A 16,416-nucleotide genomic window follows, 5' to 3' on the forward strand; every position below is an offset into this window, starting at 1 on the left:
TAAAAAGCTCTCCTTTATTCGTTGATTCCATGTTCCTGCAATCCGTATTCGTAAGGAACGCCCATATTCTCGCGTAGTGTTTTTCCTTCGTATTCCTTATGGAACAAACCGCGTTCCTGCAAGATAGGTACTACCTGATTCACAAAATCTGCAACGCCATCAAAAGATACATCGGGCACGACTGAGAATCCGTCACATGCTTCAGCCAAAAACCATTCTTCCAAGAAGTCAGCAACCTGTGTCGGGGTGCCTGCAACAACCGGATGATAGTTGATGACCCCGTGAGCGAGAACATCCCTTACAGAGAGTCCTTCTTTTAATAACTTTAAGGCTCTCGGAGAACGTGGGTCCATGGGGTTGGCATATGCATTTTTCAACAAGTCTGGCGCTAAAGGTTGATCTATATCTACGGAGTTTACCGATAAGGGTAAACCAACCATGGAGCCGAGGTAACTTACCCTGCTGGGAATTTCCTGAGGATTAAAACTCATAAGCTGTTTCCGACGATCCAGAGCTTCTTCCTCCGTTGAAGCCAGAGAAAACATAAAACCAGCAAACATTTTGATATCATCGGGGTTTCGACCAAAACGGGCAGCACTTTGCCTTATCGCTTGTCTGTGTTCAAGGGCAGAAGTAATATCATAAGGATTGGCGTACACTCCGGAAGCATATTTCCCAGCTAATTCTAATCCTTCACCTCCTCCCCCTGCCTGGAAAATCACTGGCTGCCCTTGCTCAGAGGGCGGAATGGGCAAAGGACCACGAGATGCATAATATTGACCCTGAAGGTTAATAGGCTGGATTTTGTCCATATCCGCAAATTCCCCTCCTTCTACATCTAACGTCCAAGCGTCTGGTTCCCAACTCCCCCACAAGGCCTGAACAATTTGTATGCTTTCATGCGCCTTGTCATAGCGCTCTTGGCGATTTTCAACCCTGGCACCGAAATTAGCAGCCGCTAGGGGATCGGATGTGGTAACTGCATTCCATCCCACACGTCCATGACTGATAACATCCAGTGCTTTGAACTGACGTGCAATGTTGTAGGGAGAATTAAATGTTGTAGAGAGGGTAGCCACAAGCCCGATGTGTTGTGTCTCTCTTGCTACTGCCATCAGTGCCAACATGGGGTCCATAGGAAACATAGGTGTCTGTGGGCCTAAATTATTGGATAATCCTGGAGTGTCAGCGATGAAAATCATTTGAAATTTTCCTTGTTCAGCTAATTTAGCCCGTTCTACATAACTATCCATATTGGTGTAAGCTGCAGGATCCGTGCCAGGCATTCTCCATGCGCTAAATTCGGCTCCATAACCCGAAACCATCTGTAAAGCCAGTTGCATTTCACTTCTTTTTTTCATAACGATTTTCTCCTTCGTTCTGGACAGGCACAGATATTTGTGCCCTTACTATAGCGTGAATATATTTAGCATGCTAAGTATATGGATGGATCAGATTTTGTTCCGTTTAGTGAGGGTTATAGATATTGACGTTCACCGGTCTGGGCTGATTTCTCGACGGCATCCAGTAACTGATGTAGTTTCACCGCATCCGCGAAATTAGGTGCTAAGGTAGTACCTTCTTGAATATCTTTGGCAAACTTACGATAAGCCTGAGCCATGTTCAGAACAATTCCGGAGTCGTTATATAAAGAATGTGGAGCCGAGTAATAGGCATCGGGAATGGGTAGTTCACGAAGCTCGTTGTCCGTAGATCCTGCACCGCGTAATTGGTGTGATCCGAATTGAATGGATGCCGGGGCGCTCAGCACAATCGTGCCATTGTCTCCGAAAATTTCAAGTGTGAGTCCTGTCTGATGTTTGACTCCACCTTGAATATGAACGCTGGCTGCTGCACCATTAGTCAATTTTCCTGTAATCATGATCTGATCATCCGTTGTTTTCTTGATGACTTTCTGAATATCTACCAATTCAACTTCTGGAAACTGTTGAGCTGTGGTGGCAGACAATTCTGTAAAGTCCCCAAGCATGTAAGTGAAGGCATCCAGATTATGGCCCCCTACAATGGTCAGCAAGTTCCCTCCAACTTTCCGGTCATACAAGTACGCACTCGACTTGTCACCAACGCCACCCATGCCATCAATGGCGATCTTCAGGTTGGCAGATAACACTTTACCCACATAACCTTCTGCCAATAAATCTTTTACATATTGAACGGCCGGGGCTTGTCTAGCCTGTAATCCAATCGCATTTGGCTGTTGTGCGGACGCTACCCATTCCTGCATTTCCAAGGCTTGCTCTGTATTCGAACCCAGTGGCCATTCACAATAGATTGGTTTGCCAGCAGGTACAACGGCTTTAACGGCGTTATAATGTTCCTTGACGTTAATACTGACAACGACCATATCCACATCAGGATGCTGAGCCAACTCTTTCATATTATCAAAGCCGTGATCTGCATAGAAAGCTTCTGCGCTTTTCTTTGCACTCACCATATTACTTGTCCCAACCGCTGTAAGCTCGAATTCATCCAAATGCTGAATAGCTGGAATATGTGTTCCACTCGCCCACCCGTTATTAATGGATGCCCCTATGATACCTGTACGAATTTTTTTACTCATTGTTAAACATCTCCTTTGTTAAAATTTACAGTATGATCGAATATCGGTTTGTCTCCAGCCCTTATCAGTCACTCATTTCTATGATATATTTACTTAGCTTGCTAACTATTCAATCGAGATAACATTAATTATTCTTTCATATTTTAGGTAAACTAAAATTGTTTTGGTGTTGACACCATCATAGGTGTATTTGTTTTATTAGCAAAGAGGGCAATTTAAATGAACATAGTACATCTTTTTGTACCTTTGGATCAGGAGTGATATGAATGAGAGTTTGCAATGAAGGATTTGAACAAGAGTTTATAGATGGAAAAAGTGACATGTACGCCATAGCTTTTACTCAGAATGTCCTTTCTGGGCGTTGGAAATATTTTATCTTATGGTACCTAAAAGACGAAACACGGCGATATACGGATATCAAAAAATTCCTTGGAGATCTGTCTCAAGGCTCCCTTACAAAGCAGCTTAAAGAGTTAGAGAATGATGGTGTTATTCAACGCGATGTATATCCGGAAGTTCCTCCACGAGTTGAGTATTCGTTAACAGACAAGGGAATGAAGTTACTACCGATCCTTGAAAAGATGGAGGACTTTGGCAAAGAATACGGCTAGGCAACTTAAACTAGGCTTCCATATTACTTATCTTTGTTAAAGGGGGGATGATATGTTTTTCTTCTTTTTCTTTCTGTCACTTGGAATGATTGGTTTATTCTTTGGAGTTAGAGCAATGAGACGACCCAATTCATGGCCTTTTAATCGTACGAAGGATGAACTTCATGAATACGATATGATGGGCATCAAGTTTAGAGGCGTTTTTCTCCTTGCTTTTGGTACTGTTCTGACTATCGCCTCTTTCAGACTTCTTCTTATTTAATAAAATCCAAAAAAGCCGCTAATATAGCGGCTCTCCATCGGGCCTTACTCTGGTCCCGCTCAATATTGTGATATCAACTATTAATCCTATGGTTTAATATTAGCTTGCTGACCATCAGGAGCCACCGACTTATCGTTCGTCTTCATACCCCTGCGCTTCTTGTACCCTTTAAATATGAAATACCCCACTATGATTAAGATAATCGGCATTCCGTACAGTAATAGAATATAGAAACTGAACAGCAAAAGTACGATTATCGATCCATCTATTACATTCAATATGTGCACTCCTTTATAAGTATCACTGGCTGATTTATTACTACTTTACTCAATAATTATTTTCTCATCTTCATACGTAAAAAATATTATTCATAGAAAAAACATATTTTTTCTTATGTTAATTGTATAGACAAATAAAGTTGCTATTATAGCAACTTTATTAAAAGACATTTTTAGATTTCTTAAGCATTTTCAGGTTCATAAATTCCGTAACCATTCTTGCCATTCTTTTTAATCTTGTACATAGCTCCATCCGCATGTCTCAGAAGTTCGGAAGGCTCCTGTCCATGCTTGGGAAATAGGCTGATACCAATACTCATCGAAAGGTTGATATAGTTTCCGGCAATCTTGAAATGGGTACTGAATGCAGCTTCCAATCTTTTGGCGATGACTTCAGCATCGTGATCATCTTTCAGATGGCTTAAAATGATGAATTCGTCCCCGCCAAGCCGAGCTACAGTGTCCGCACTTGGAATTGTTTCACTTAATCGCTTTGCCATTTCCAGCAACACTTGATCGCCAACATGGTGTCCATATGTATCATTCACTTGTTTAAACCCATCAGCATCCACAAACATGACGGCTAGTTTGTTATGGTTTCTTTTGGCATTACTGATGGCCCAGGCAAGACGGTCATTATAAGCAAGACGATTAGGCAGACCGGTAAGTGGATCATGCAAAGACAAATGCTTGCTGATTTTCTCGGAGATTTTGATTTTGGCGTACTCCGTCTCCAGTTCTTTGATCAGATTTTTAAGTTTATATACCCTGGTATTGGTGTTAGTCATGTCAGTAATCTGAATAAGGGCATAACTCCGATCTTCATGATAGAGCGGTTCAACATGCATATTTTGTCTGAATAATTGTTCATCCTCTCCTTCATTAGGAAGAATGAATGCCTTATGTAACGCGCTTGAGCAAAATCTGCTCTGTCCATGATACAGCGCATTTTGCAAAATATTTAAATACATGTTCGACTTAAACCGTGGGCAGACCTCAAGCAGATTCAAGCCTACTACCTCTTCTACATTCTTGCCAGTAAAGCGCTCCAACCAGGCATTCCACACAACAATTTTCAAATGCCTGTCCACGATCATTATTCCCATATGGGCTTTGTTCAAAGCTTGTGAAATAAGATTATCCATTGCCCGCCTCCAACAAAGCGTCCATTTTGGCCAGCAGGCTCGATATGGAGTTCATACTCAGTGCTATGACAATGATACCTGTCACATCCGTATCGGCAAGTAAAAACGAGGTATGTAAAACCAGGACATAAACTTCATTCTGAAGCAATATTTGTTGATCGGAATTGGTGACATAGATCAGTTCAATATCAGGCAGGACGTATTCCAGTTTGATCTCGAGGAAATTACCGAATTCTCCAATAATGGCGTTAAGCAGGACATTGCTAACTTCCTTCAAAACGTCCAAATCCGTATCCATCAGGTTCGGATCGTTCGGTATAACGCTCTCACCCAGTTCTCCAAGACAGATGTTTGCCAATACTTTAGCCTGCTCAACAGGAAACATCAGAAATGCTTTTCCCTGAAATTCGTATCCAAACTGTAAGGATGACCTAAACAGGTGACCTTCACTAAAGAAAATGTTGTATCTTCGATCTCCAGGATCAACATCGGATATGGAGATTAGTTCCACTTCCGGAATATTCAAAACGATACGCTTGTCTACAATCTCTGACAACATGTTAGCCGCTTGTCCCACGTAAACGTTCACTAGTTCAGTAAGCAAATCCTTCTGTAAATCATTCAGCATGATAGGCCGCCTGAATCAGTTGAATCATGGTAGTTGCCTTCTCTGCGGTTAACGGTTTATTCAGAAAACCAGAAATGCCTAACATTTCAACTTCATCCCTAGTTGTCTTCTGAATATCTGCGGATAAGATAATAATTTTGACATTGCTATCCGTTTCTCGAATCATTCGAAGCATTTCTTGTCCGTTCAAACCAGGCATTAGCAGGTCGGTGGTTATAAAATCAGGTTGAAATTCCTTGAATAGGTTGTATCCTTGCTCTCCATTATTAGCAATCTGAATCTCGCATTCTGGAATATGATCAACAATCAGCTTTGTAAGTAATTTCTGTACGAAAATGGAGTCTTCCACGATTAATACTTTCATTTTCTCTTCAGTCTCCTTGATAAAGTGGTAAGGGCTCGGGATGGTCAGGCGCTGTGGACAGTTCTTGATATAGGGCTTTCGCGCGCAGTGGCACCCTGAAAAGAGACTGACTGGTGAATCAAGTAAATATAAATTATAGTAACTTTAATTTAATTGTCAACAACATTATTGAATAAGTTCGATTCGTGTGCAATTGACATACTAAGGTCTGCCGTTTAAAAAACATGAAAAAACGGTCACCTAGTGACCGTTTTTGATCGGTTATCTGGAACTGCATTAAGTTTACTCTTTTACCCCTCCAAGCTGCAAGCCATGAACGAAATACTTCTGCAAAAATGGATATACGACTAAGATGGGTAATGCCGCAACAATCGTAATCGCTGCCCGAATAGATACAGGTGTGACCATGTTACGCGCCGCACCAAGATCTGCACCATTGGCAACGGCTGCACTGCTGTTGGAATTCATAGAAGATGATAATAGTTTCATCAACTCATATTGCAACGTGCTTAGGTTTTGTTTGGAAGATGCATACAGAAACGTATCAAACCAAGAATTCCATTGACCGACTGCAATGAACAGTGCAACAGTAGCAAGAACCGGTTGGCACAGCGGTAGAATAATGGAAATGAATGTTCTGAAATCTCCAGCACCATCGATTTTGGCGGATTCGATCAATCCCTCGGGTAGTGTCTGGATATAAGTTCGAATAACAATCATATTAAAGGCACTGATCAGCCCAGGAATAATGTACACCAGGAAGTTGTTTAACAAATGCAAATCTTTCATTAGGAAGTAAGTTGGAATAAGACCTGCACTAAAATACATCGTAAGAACAACTGTAATGGTAATGGGCTTTCGTAATATATAATCTTTTCGGCTTAGTGTGTAAGCCAGCATGGAGGTTAAGAATAGACTTAAAACTGTCCCCAAAACCGTTCTCGCCACAGATATACCAAAGGCGCTGAAGATGGTCCCTCCTGCAAATACTGCTCTGTAGTTTTGATCTGTCCATACCCGAGGCCACAGATAAATCCCACCCCGGATGGTGTCATTACCGGCATTGAATGATACGGCGAGTGTATTCACAAACGGATACAGGGTAACAATCGCGATTGCGATCATCAGTATACCATTTAACGTATGGAAGACAATCGGTTCAAGCCGAGATTTATTGATTCCCATCTCTAGTCCCCCTTATATTAATCGGTCTTCCCCGAGCCGTTTGGAAATTGAATTCGCCGCAAAGATCAGCGTGATACTAACTACTGTTTTGAAGATACCTGCCGCAGTAGCCAAAGAATAATTCCCGATCTGTAGTCCGTACTTCAGGACAAATATATCTATCGTCTGTGACCAGTCGACAACCACACCATTACCTAACAGATACTGAACCTCGAATCCAGCTTCCAAAATCCAGCCCATATTCATGATCAGCAAAATGATAACAATGGATTTGATTCCGGGTAAGGTCACATACAGCATTTTCTTATATCGGTTCGCACCATCAATCTCTGCCGCTTCATAGAGGGAAGGATCGATAGACGTGATGGCCGCCAAATAAATAATGGCATTCCAGCCAACTTCTTTCCATACATGGGATGCGCCTACAATGCCCCAGAAGTATTCCGGAACGCTAAGCCACATGATAGGTTCTTGAATGATATGCAGCTTCATGAGTACCACATTCACAATCCCACCATCTACAGATAGTGAACTTGCTACGATACCTGTCACAATAATCCATGAGAGAAAGTGAGGTAAATACGATATTGTTTGAATGGTTCGTTTATATAACTTATGTTTGATCTCATTAAGTAAAATGGCAAATATAATTGCTGTCGCAAATCCGAGCACCATATTGATGACGCTCATCGCAATGGTATTACGAAGCACGTTAAGAAATGCATCGTCTGTTAGCAAAAACTTAAAGTGTTTGAGCCCGACCCATTCCTGCTGCGTGAAACTCTTCGCAGGACTGTAATTCTGAAAGGCCATAACCCAGCCCCAAATGGGATAATACGAGAATACGAGAATGTACGCAACGATGGGCAATGACATGAACATGAGTTGTCTTTGTCCGCGCAATCGTTTTAACAGTGGTGCTTTGGGAACGACTGTACGGGTGGTTTGCTCTGGTATGGCTCCAGGCGTGTTCGCCATCTTTCACTCCTCCTATTGGCTTGCAGCGACTTTAAGCATGATGTCCCCGGAAGGCACTCGCCTGAGTAATCCTTTGGTTGATACCTTCCGAGAGAATCATTGCCGCATTTTTTTATTTAACAGACCAGTTCTCGATTCTCCATTTCAGTTGATCATTAATTCGATCTTCATAGGATTTGACATCGATCTTCTTGTAAGCGTCTACATATTCAGTCCAAATGTTATCGAACTCATTCGGTTTTGACATGATTGCTTTAGGCAAGAATTTCAATGAAGTGTCTGTCATTTGTTTGTTCGCTACCGCAGCATCAGAGCCTTCTTTCAGATCGACCTGCCATGCTGGATAGTACACTGGATTTTCTGGTGCAGGAGAGAAGAAGTCACTCCACGTTTTGAAGCCGTATGCATCCAGAAGTTCTTTATCTTCCGGTTTGAGGTTGTCATAGAATTCCTCAGGTTGGTTGATCGCTCCAATTGCATTGCCATCTTCAAATGTTCCTTCGAGCTTCGGTGCAGCAGCGTAGAAACCTTCAGCTTTGTTAACCAATCTCCATGCTGGATCATCCTGCTCTGTCCGTTGCTCTGGTGTACGATAGAATCTTCCCTCTTCATTCACTTGGTAGTCTACACCCTCTTCACCCCATGACAAGAGCTTCTGGTACTTCTCGTCCATAAGCTTATCGAGGAATTTGATCAGTGCGACAGGGTCTTCGGCATCTTTACTGATACCAAAACCATTGTTCAAGTTAATGACCGGACGATCCAGATAATGATCTGTGATACTTGTATCATAGACAAGCGGGAAGCCTACGTATGTCTGGCCAATTTTCCCCTGTGCTACGAGTGGGTCTTCGCCGGCTTGGAAATTCCAGTGCTGGTCGAACATACTAAGCACACGTCCCGAAGAAATTTTGGCCAGATATTGATCGTAGTTCTGAACAAAGGCTTCTTTATCCAGCAATCCCTCGTTGTACAGATTGTTTAGTTCCTTATAATACCGTTTGGAGATATCTTTGTCGGCAAAAACGGTTGCGACTCCACTATCATCTACGACTACGCCCCCATCGTTGGGGTGACCCGTAAGATGTTCAGGTGGGTTAAGCAAAGGGAACGTCCGCCAGTCTGAAGCCAATGTAGTGAAACCAATCGTTGGTTGACCATCAATAGTTGGATTCTTGGCTGCATAATCACGGACCAACTTTGTGAAATCATCCAACGTTTTAGGAGTTGGGTACCCGGCATCCTTCAGTATGGACTTTTGGATCCAGAATGCAGGACCAGAATAATAGTTACTAATGAACTCTCCTGTATACACTCCATAGTTAGGCAACCAGTAAATATGTCCGTCACTGGAATCTTTCATCCGGTTCCAGTCTTTACCGAAATGTTTCTTCAGATTAGGTGCATGCTCTTCAATGAGATCTTCGAGCGGAATAACCGCACCCGCTGAGACCAACTTGGTGTCTGCTGTGATCAGATCCGGGAAATCGCCCCCGGCAATCATAACGCCCAACTTCTGTTGAAGATCACCTACTAGAAACTCCATCTCAAGATTAACGCCGAGTTCATCCTGAATCTTCTTGTAGATTCGGTTATCTTTAGCTGGCGCCTGATTTGGCGTTCCGATAAAGGCCGAGATGTTCAGTACCTCTTTCCCATCCTTTGTAGTCGCTTTCTCATTGTCACCGCTGCATCCTGCCAGTGCCAAACTCAAAGCCAGAACGAGTGATACGGAACCCCAAAGCTTCTTTTTCTTAAGTCCCCCCATGTACTTGCCCTCCTTGGAAGTGGTATGTCTTACTGTTTTTAGTATGAAGAAATGTATGCGGTTACAAAATATATACATTTAAGGTCTACCCCCCTGTAATTGTAGGTCTTATTCAGGAGGGGTTCTTCTTTTCCATGGATCAATTCGCATACTTTTGCCTGTATTCTACTGGTTTCATGGCTGTTCGTTTTTCGAAGTGTCTGAGAAAATGCTGGTAACTGCGGTACCCTACTTGCTCCGCAATCGCACTGGATGTTTGATTCGTCTGCTGGAGCAGACGCTTCGCTTCTTCCATTCTTAGATCATGTACTACCTCGATTACACCCTTACCATACTTTCGCAAAAAGGATTGCCCTAAATGGACAGGATTCACGTAGAATCGTTCTGCGAGCTCCTGGATCGTAAATGTCTCCCTGTAATGCATCTGCACATATTCAGCAACCGTCGCCTGGATGCCACCCATTTGCCTCTCCCGGAAAATTGCCAGTGCTGACTTGCATTGTAAACAGAAATGTTCCAGATTGTTAGCAACCTCTTCTATATTTCGATGGCCCTTCTCCAGAATTCCGCTCGCCAATTCGTTCATTAGAGCATTAGGTTCTCCTCCTAATTCTCTGCACAGGGACAATCCGCGGAATATAATATGGGTAGAGAAAATATGTACAATCTCTGGCGCAGCCTTCATCTGTACAAACAGTTCAAAAGCACTCCGAATCGCAGACGAGAGTTCCTCCACAGAACCGTTTTCAAGCAAATCGCAAATATGGTCCACCTCTGACAGCGTTTCCGGATCAAACTGCCAATTCTCCAGCTGAATATCTTCGGCAAACAAAAGATGCTCTTGATTAAAAAACAAATAACGCCCAACTTCCTGAGCGGAGCGGAAGGATTCAGATAAATGCTCCAGTTTGTTGACCGTTAATCCAACCGCGATATGAATATCTCCGCAGCCGTTATGTTGCATATTATTCATTAAACGCTGGGTAAAAGCTTTAATTGCTTCAAACGTCTCATTTCTATCATTCGTTTCCTCCCCCCATACAAGTCCCAATGAGTCTCTTGTTCTGTCTATCACATAACAGCAAGTTGTTTCTTCAGCCGTTTGTTCGACTACTGGACAGACTTCCTGAATATCTCCCTGAAAGGCTATCCGCAGGTATGCCCAATGGGACTTGTTTAAACGAGGAGGTATCTCTGACATCTCCTCCTCCGATATATTTTGCTTATCCTTAATCAGTGCGGACAAAAACGCTTTGATCCTTTGCTCGTTTGCATGTTCCCTTATACGCTCCTGGGTTTCACGCTCCTGCAATTGCATACGGAGACGGACCAACATATCCTCTGCTTCTGTACTATCAACCGGTTTGGTTAAATAGTTAGAGACACCTAATCGAATAGCTTGTCTGGCATAATTAAAGTCACTGTATCCACTCGTGATGACAAACAGCACAGACTCATGTTCCAATCGTCGTGCTTCTTCTACAAGTTGCAGCCCATTCATCACAGGCATACGAATGTCTGTCACCACGAGATCAGGTCGATCTTGTTCCATCATCCGAATGGCTTCCTCACCGTTGGCGCACACACCTCTGATTTCAAAACCATACTTTTCCCAATTGATCAGAAGCTGTAACCCTTCAATGGCATAAGGTTCATCATCGACTAACAGCACTTTATACATGAGAGTTTACCTCCTATTTCCTCTGTTCCAGCTTGGAGATCGGTATACGGTACCCTGCAATAGTTTCCTTTCCAGGTACACTGCTTAGATCAAATATCGCATTTCCTTCATAAAAGAGTTCCAACCTGCGGTAGACATTGCGGAGTCCTACATGCTCGCCGTTCCTGGGTCTTTCAGAACGAATATCTCGCAGGAGCTCGGTTAATCTCCCTGCATCCATACCGATTCCATTATCGATCACCTGAATAACCAGTTCAGAAGTGTTTCGACTCGCCGTTATCTTGATCTGTCTTCCATTTTTTCGCGCCTGCAAGCCGTGTTTGCAGGCATTTTCGACGAGCGGTTGAATACTCATGCGGGGAATAAGCAACGAAGCTGCATCAGGATCAACCTCGAAGGTGTAATCAAACAGCTCTCCAAAGCGAAACTTCTCAATCTGGAGATAAAGATTCGTAAATTGTAGCTCTTCTTGCAAAGGAATCAGATTGTCAGAATGACTGAGCAACTGTCTCATCAGCTTGGACAGACTTTTAATAATCTCAATTACTTCCGTATATCCATTCTTTGTACTAACGACTAGCAAGGCATTCAATGTGTTAAATAAAAAATGGGGATTCATCTGACTCTGGAGCATGGACAATTCAGTTCTCACTTGATCCAGCTCCAGATCTTTTTGGCGGATTTCCAGTTTATATACGTCATTAATCAGCGTATGAATTTTACCAATCATGATGTTAAATGTACGAATAAGCCCGCCAATTTCGTCGCGGCCTTCGTGAATTTCAATCAGATCGAATCGTTCGTTACGAACCTTCTCCATATGTCTTGACAACTTGCGAATCCGATAGTGGTAGGAACGCAAAATAATGTAGATCAATACAGAGGGGACCACGATACTTAATGCGAGCAACCCCAGAATTGATTTAAAGGCTTCTTGCAAAAGGTGGTCAAGGTGACGCGTATCGGCAACTCCAATCAATTTCCAACCCTTTAGGTAGGCTAGATTCCCCAACGATTTTTCGAGCGTGTAAGCAGAATCTCCAGATTCCTTGAGCATTGATTCATTATCAAGGGGGGATAAGTCGGTTTCGCTGAAATCCCCACTTGAAACGACAGTTCGATTGTTGCTGTCCACCAGACGCAGCTGAAGACTGTCTGATTCACGATTTAAAATGCTGTACACCCGGCTAAGTTCCAGATCAATCTTGGAATACTTGTTGTAATTGGCATAGGAAGTATAGGTATCCATTTTGCCAATCACACTGATTCTTCTTCCCGCGTTAAATCCGGATGGCTCAATATAATCAACGACAAGAATGCCTCCACTGGTGGATTTCAGCTGTTTCAATCCAGGGAGTACATTCTTGTCTTTCATCACGATATAATGACTGCCCGTCTGAATGGTATCGTTATCCGTATAGATACGCACCTCCAGAATATTCGCTGACATGTACCGTGTTAATTTATCTCGCAGGAATGCATGGTAGACGTTGTAATAATCCACGGGGGAGTGATAGGTCCGATCCAGTGCCTCATAGAGCGAATCGTCTGCTGCAATAATTCGGCTCAGGGCAACGCTCTCATCAATCATGCCTAGCAGTTCCCCCGCAGCCCTGTCGATGGATTTACGTAGATTTTCCTGTTCTCTAATCTTGATATCCGCAGAGGTTCGTTCATAAAAGAAGATATTAATCGTTATTACAGGAAGGAGAATACTAAGTACATAAATAAGCAGAAATTTGGATCGGAGAGGAATATCATTAACCTTACTGAACATCCAGAATTTATGACGCATATAATCACCCTTGGTTTTTGTTTTTATAGACTGACGGAAGCTCCCCTGTATGCGCTCTGAACTTTTGGGTGAAATATTCAGCATCATGATATCCTAGCCTGAATGCAATGTCAGTGATCTTCATATTGGTACGTCGCAGGAGTTTACGGGCCTCCTCAACACGAAGCTGGTGCACATAGTCACTGAAACTGACCCCCATCTCCCGCTTGAACTGTTGACCCAGGTAGGCAGAATTCACGTGAATACGATTAGCTACATCCTGTAATTTAATTTTACTTCGATAGTGCTGCTTCAATTCATTCACTGCTTCTGCAACCAGCCCTCCCGTACCCGTCTTTTGCTTCAATTCAGACTGGGAAAGTTGCTTGGACAGTCGAACACACAGGTCTTGCAATGTGCCGGAAGACCAACTCGCAGCCTCATGCCAATCTTTTTCACATAGTATTTCTCTGCAACCCTCTCTTTTTCCATATTTACGTAGCAACTCCCCATGGATATATCGGATGACATGATGTATCCATTCCAACGAAACCTCTGCTTTCTCACTTTTCTCTAATAGTGCACTCACTGCAATATCGATAGAATACGTATTTTCTGCTTCAATCAACGCCAAGATCTCTTTGGAGATGTTCATCATTTGCTCTAAATCATATTCTTCGCTTATTAGATATTCATTAAGATGATTCTCATAGGCTTCATCTGTAACCATGACTCCATTTTGCTGTTTTTGCTCATTTCTGCGTTTGTCCAGAGGTTCAATCATGTCCATAAGGATTTGATGAATCTCCTCGGGAACAAGAGGTTTAAGCACGTACTGATCGACCTGATACCGTATGGCTTGCTTCGCGTAATTAAAATCGGAGTATCCTGTAACGATAACAATTTTAGAGGTATAGGCGAGATCTTCTCGCAAGGTGTGAATCAAACCAAGACCATCCATAACAGGCATTTGAATATCCGTGACGACAAGATCCGGTTCAACCGAGTTGAATAAAGCAAGTGCTTCCTCCCCATCTGTTGCCGTTCCGCAGAGTTCATATCCACAAGCTCGCCAGTCAATCATTGTTCTCCATCCTTCTAGCATAAACGGCTCATCATCCGCGACAATGACCTTGTACATTAGCTCACCTCACTTTTATCCTTGATCAGCTGCATGTATTTTATCTATATCAATAGGTAGATTCCAGTTGTTCTGAAAACGCTAAACAGCAGAACAACAGCAGGATTGTTGTCTGCTCGTACAACTTTGGAGAACAAAATTTCTACCAGTCTCATCGTCATTTATCAATAACATAGAACATGGTTCCATCGGACCGTACTATAAGAACGCTCCGATTTTAGCGAAGTGCCGGGATAACAATTCAAGTGTAACGCTTACATTTTGGTACAACAACCTGTTAAACTATAGGTTTTCACCCGACAAAGTATAGGTTTAGATCAGAAGTAATCTATTGCCAGGTAAAAGAGTTTTCATTCTCCACGCACAATACGGAATCCTTGATCGGGACCAAAACCATTTGCATCAAATTTGCCTCGAAATGATATTTCATTGTTATTGACACCGCCGATCCAGCCTCCGCCTTTCACAACTCGCCAGGATTGATTGGGACTCTCCGAATCGCTGTACCAGTCCCAGCACCATTCTCTCACATTCCCAGACATATCATAGATTCCTAACTCATTCGCCTTCTGAGTTCCGACTTTTTTGGTTTGATTACGGTTGCTCTCAATAGCGGGCCAGCTCCAGTCACCCGTCAGAATGTTCTCGCCGGCATTTACCCAGTACCAAGCAACTTCATCAGGATTGTTACTTCCGCTGTATGTGTAATTTAAGCTCTTTTGACCTCCGCTTGCAGCGTATTCCCATTCTGCCTCTGTGGGTAAACGGTAACCGTTGGCGTCCTCGTTGATCGTTACATTCCATTTTATAGTGTCATTTTCATTGTGATTATTCGTGTCCTGGTTGTCTTTATCTATATTGTAATAAGGTTTCAGGTTTTCTTTTATACTTTTTTGATTACAGTATTCCACTGCGTCATACCAGCTGACCATTTCAACAGGCAGGTCATCTCCCTTGAAGCCAGAAGGGTTTTCCCCCATAACCTCCATCCATTCTTTTTGAGTTACTTCGTATTTGCCAATATAGAAGGAATCCAGCGTTTCATTCCTATCGATCTGACTCGGCTTACTGCTCTTGAAGGCTCCTCCTTCGACGAATACCAAGTCATCGCTTAATTTCGTATTACTTGCTGAACAAGCACTTAGACTAACAACTATAGCGATTAAAGTTAACCATACCAGCTTCTTCATTCAATTATTCTCCTTTACTAGCTTAAATCCGGCAACGTCGAGGTCCGTTAGTCTGGAGAATAACGTTACTCAACGCTACCGGAAAATTGAATTTCAAATGCAGGTGCAGAAGTTGAACTGCATCACATCATTTTTACCAAACCGTCACGTTTGCGCTTCCGCTACTTTGATAACCTTCCGTTGCCATCACCTGATAGGACCAGCTGTTGCCTAAGTACATCCCTTTGCTCGCCCATGCATTCACATGATTACTGAACGTGATGGTAGAATTGACTCCGATTGGTTTCTTGGTCTGTCTAACACTCCAATACTGAGGGAAAGTCTGAGTACCATCAATGGAAGGTGCATTGTATCTCATCGTTGTATAGATGTCATATGTGCCGCCATCACTAGTCATCGAGCCCTTATACGTTCCGGTAGGACGATACGTTCCCCAGCTATCCACCACGTAATATTCAATTAGAGCGTTTCTAGTCCAACCATAGAAGGTGAGATAGCCGTTACCTGAAGGAGAGAATACGCCGGCATTATAATTGACCACTCGATTAGGCGTACCGTATGTCCACCCTTTCCCGACAACAAAGTTCCCGGTATTTTGCCAATTCACGCTGTAATTCCCGCCCGATCCATTCACGGCGTTGACCGTTCCTCCACCATCTGTCCAATTTTGCCAATAATCTGTTGCTGCGCTCGATGTGGCTGCGAAGACACCAAAACTCATGGAAGCTGCAAGAACAACGGTTAACAATTTTTTGCTAAATTTAAACATAGATTATACCTCCTGATATTTTAATAGATTTGGTTGATGCTACAATCCGATATGAATGTTC

Annotated in this window: 14 protein-coding genes; 1 reads left to right on the forward strand and 13 read right to left on the reverse strand. The window is 42.9% G+C overall.

The features are described from left to right. Positions 1-14: 14 nt before the first annotated feature. Together AC1DE7_RS06010 and AC1DE7_RS06015 are read right to left on the reverse strand one after the other, a co-directional pair. Entirely contained in the window at positions 15-1,361 is a 1,347-nt protein-coding gene (locus tag AC1DE7_RS06010; RefSeq protein WP_477533935.1) for an NtaA/DmoA family FMN-dependent monooxygenase, read from the reverse strand. Positions 1,362-1,477: 116 nt separating this feature from the next. Then, on the reverse strand, positions 1,478-2,581 hold the full coding sequence (locus AC1DE7_RS06015) for a Gfo/Idh/MocA family protein (RefSeq protein WP_477533936.1): 1,104 nt from the start codon (positions 2,579-2,581) through the stop codon (positions 1,478-1,480). A 266-nt stretch (positions 2,582-2,847) separates the two neighbouring features. On the opposite strand from AC1DE7_RS06015, the gene AC1DE7_RS06020 reads away from it, so the two are divergent. Further along, positions 2,848-3,192 (forward strand): winged helix-turn-helix transcriptional regulator, encoded by a 345-nt coding sequence (locus AC1DE7_RS06020; RefSeq protein ID WP_074095086.1) that lies wholly within the window; start codon positions 2,848-2,850, stop codon positions 3,190-3,192. 722 nt (positions 3,193-3,914) lie between these two features. Here the strand turns inward: AC1DE7_RS06020 and AC1DE7_RS06025 are convergent. The 11 genes from AC1DE7_RS06025 to AC1DE7_RS06075 form a co-directional block, all read right to left on the reverse strand. Further along, positions 3,915-4,877, reverse strand: a complete 963-nt coding sequence (locus tag AC1DE7_RS06025; RefSeq protein WP_036671133.1) for a sensor domain-containing diguanylate cyclase — start codon at positions 4,875-4,877, stop codon at positions 3,915-3,917. Next, a complete protein-coding gene (locus AC1DE7_RS06030; protein ID WP_076253050.1) occupies positions 4,870-5,505 on the reverse strand; it encodes a chemotaxis protein CheC in 636 nt (211 codons plus the stop codon). The genes AC1DE7_RS06025 and AC1DE7_RS06030 overlap by 8 nt, the downstream gene beginning before the upstream one ends. After that, a complete protein-coding gene (locus AC1DE7_RS06035) occupies positions 5,495-5,869 on the reverse strand; it encodes a response regulator transcription factor (RefSeq protein WP_036615858.1) in 375 nt (124 codons plus the stop codon). Before AC1DE7_RS06035 ends, AC1DE7_RS06030 begins: the two co-directional genes overlap by 11 nt. Before the next feature lie 282 nt (positions 5,870-6,151). Beyond that, positions 6,152-7,054: a carbohydrate ABC transporter permease gene (locus AC1DE7_RS06040; RefSeq protein ID WP_017688457.1), complete on the reverse strand. Its 903-nt coding sequence runs from the start codon at positions 7,052-7,054 to the stop codon at positions 6,152-6,154. Positions 7,055-7,066: 12 nt separating this feature from the next. Continuing rightward, positions 7,067-8,032 (reverse strand): ABC transporter permease, encoded by a 966-nt coding sequence (locus AC1DE7_RS06045; protein WP_017688458.1) that lies wholly within the window; start codon positions 8,030-8,032, stop codon positions 7,067-7,069. A 112-nt stretch (positions 8,033-8,144) separates the two neighbouring features. Beyond that, positions 8,145-9,800, reverse strand: a complete 1,656-nt coding sequence (locus AC1DE7_RS06050; RefSeq protein ID WP_036671131.1) for a type 2 periplasmic-binding domain-containing protein — start codon at positions 9,798-9,800, stop codon at positions 8,145-8,147. A gap of 139 nt (positions 9,801-9,939) precedes the next feature. After that, positions 9,940-11,481: a response regulator gene (locus AC1DE7_RS06055; protein ID WP_340982550.1), complete on the reverse strand. Its 1,542-nt coding sequence runs from the start codon at positions 11,479-11,481 to the stop codon at positions 9,940-9,942. Positions 11,482-11,494: 13 nt separating this feature from the next. Beyond that, entirely contained in the window at positions 11,495-13,276 is a 1,782-nt protein-coding gene (locus AC1DE7_RS06060) for a sensor histidine kinase (protein ID WP_101313770.1), read from the reverse strand. Between the two features lie 4 nt (positions 13,277-13,280). Then, positions 13,281-14,396: a response regulator transcription factor gene (locus tag AC1DE7_RS06065; protein ID WP_101313769.1), complete on the reverse strand. Its 1,116-nt coding sequence runs from the start codon at positions 14,394-14,396 to the stop codon at positions 13,281-13,283. 350 nt (positions 14,397-14,746) lie between these two features. Further along, positions 14,747-15,586 carry a formylglycine-generating enzyme family protein gene (locus AC1DE7_RS06070; protein WP_101313768.1) on the reverse strand — a complete coding sequence of 280 codons (840 nt, stop codon included), beginning with the start codon at positions 15,584-15,586 and terminating at the stop codon, positions 14,747-14,749. Positions 15,587-15,719: 133 nt separating this feature from the next. After that, positions 15,720-16,355 carry a glycoside hydrolase family 11 protein gene (locus AC1DE7_RS06075; RefSeq protein WP_036615877.1) on the reverse strand — a complete coding sequence of 212 codons (636 nt, stop codon included), beginning with the start codon at positions 16,353-16,355 and terminating at the stop codon, positions 15,720-15,722. Positions 16,356-16,416: the final 61 nt, after the last annotated feature.

It is taken from the genome of Paenibacillus sp. 10L310 (assembly GCF_056395745.1).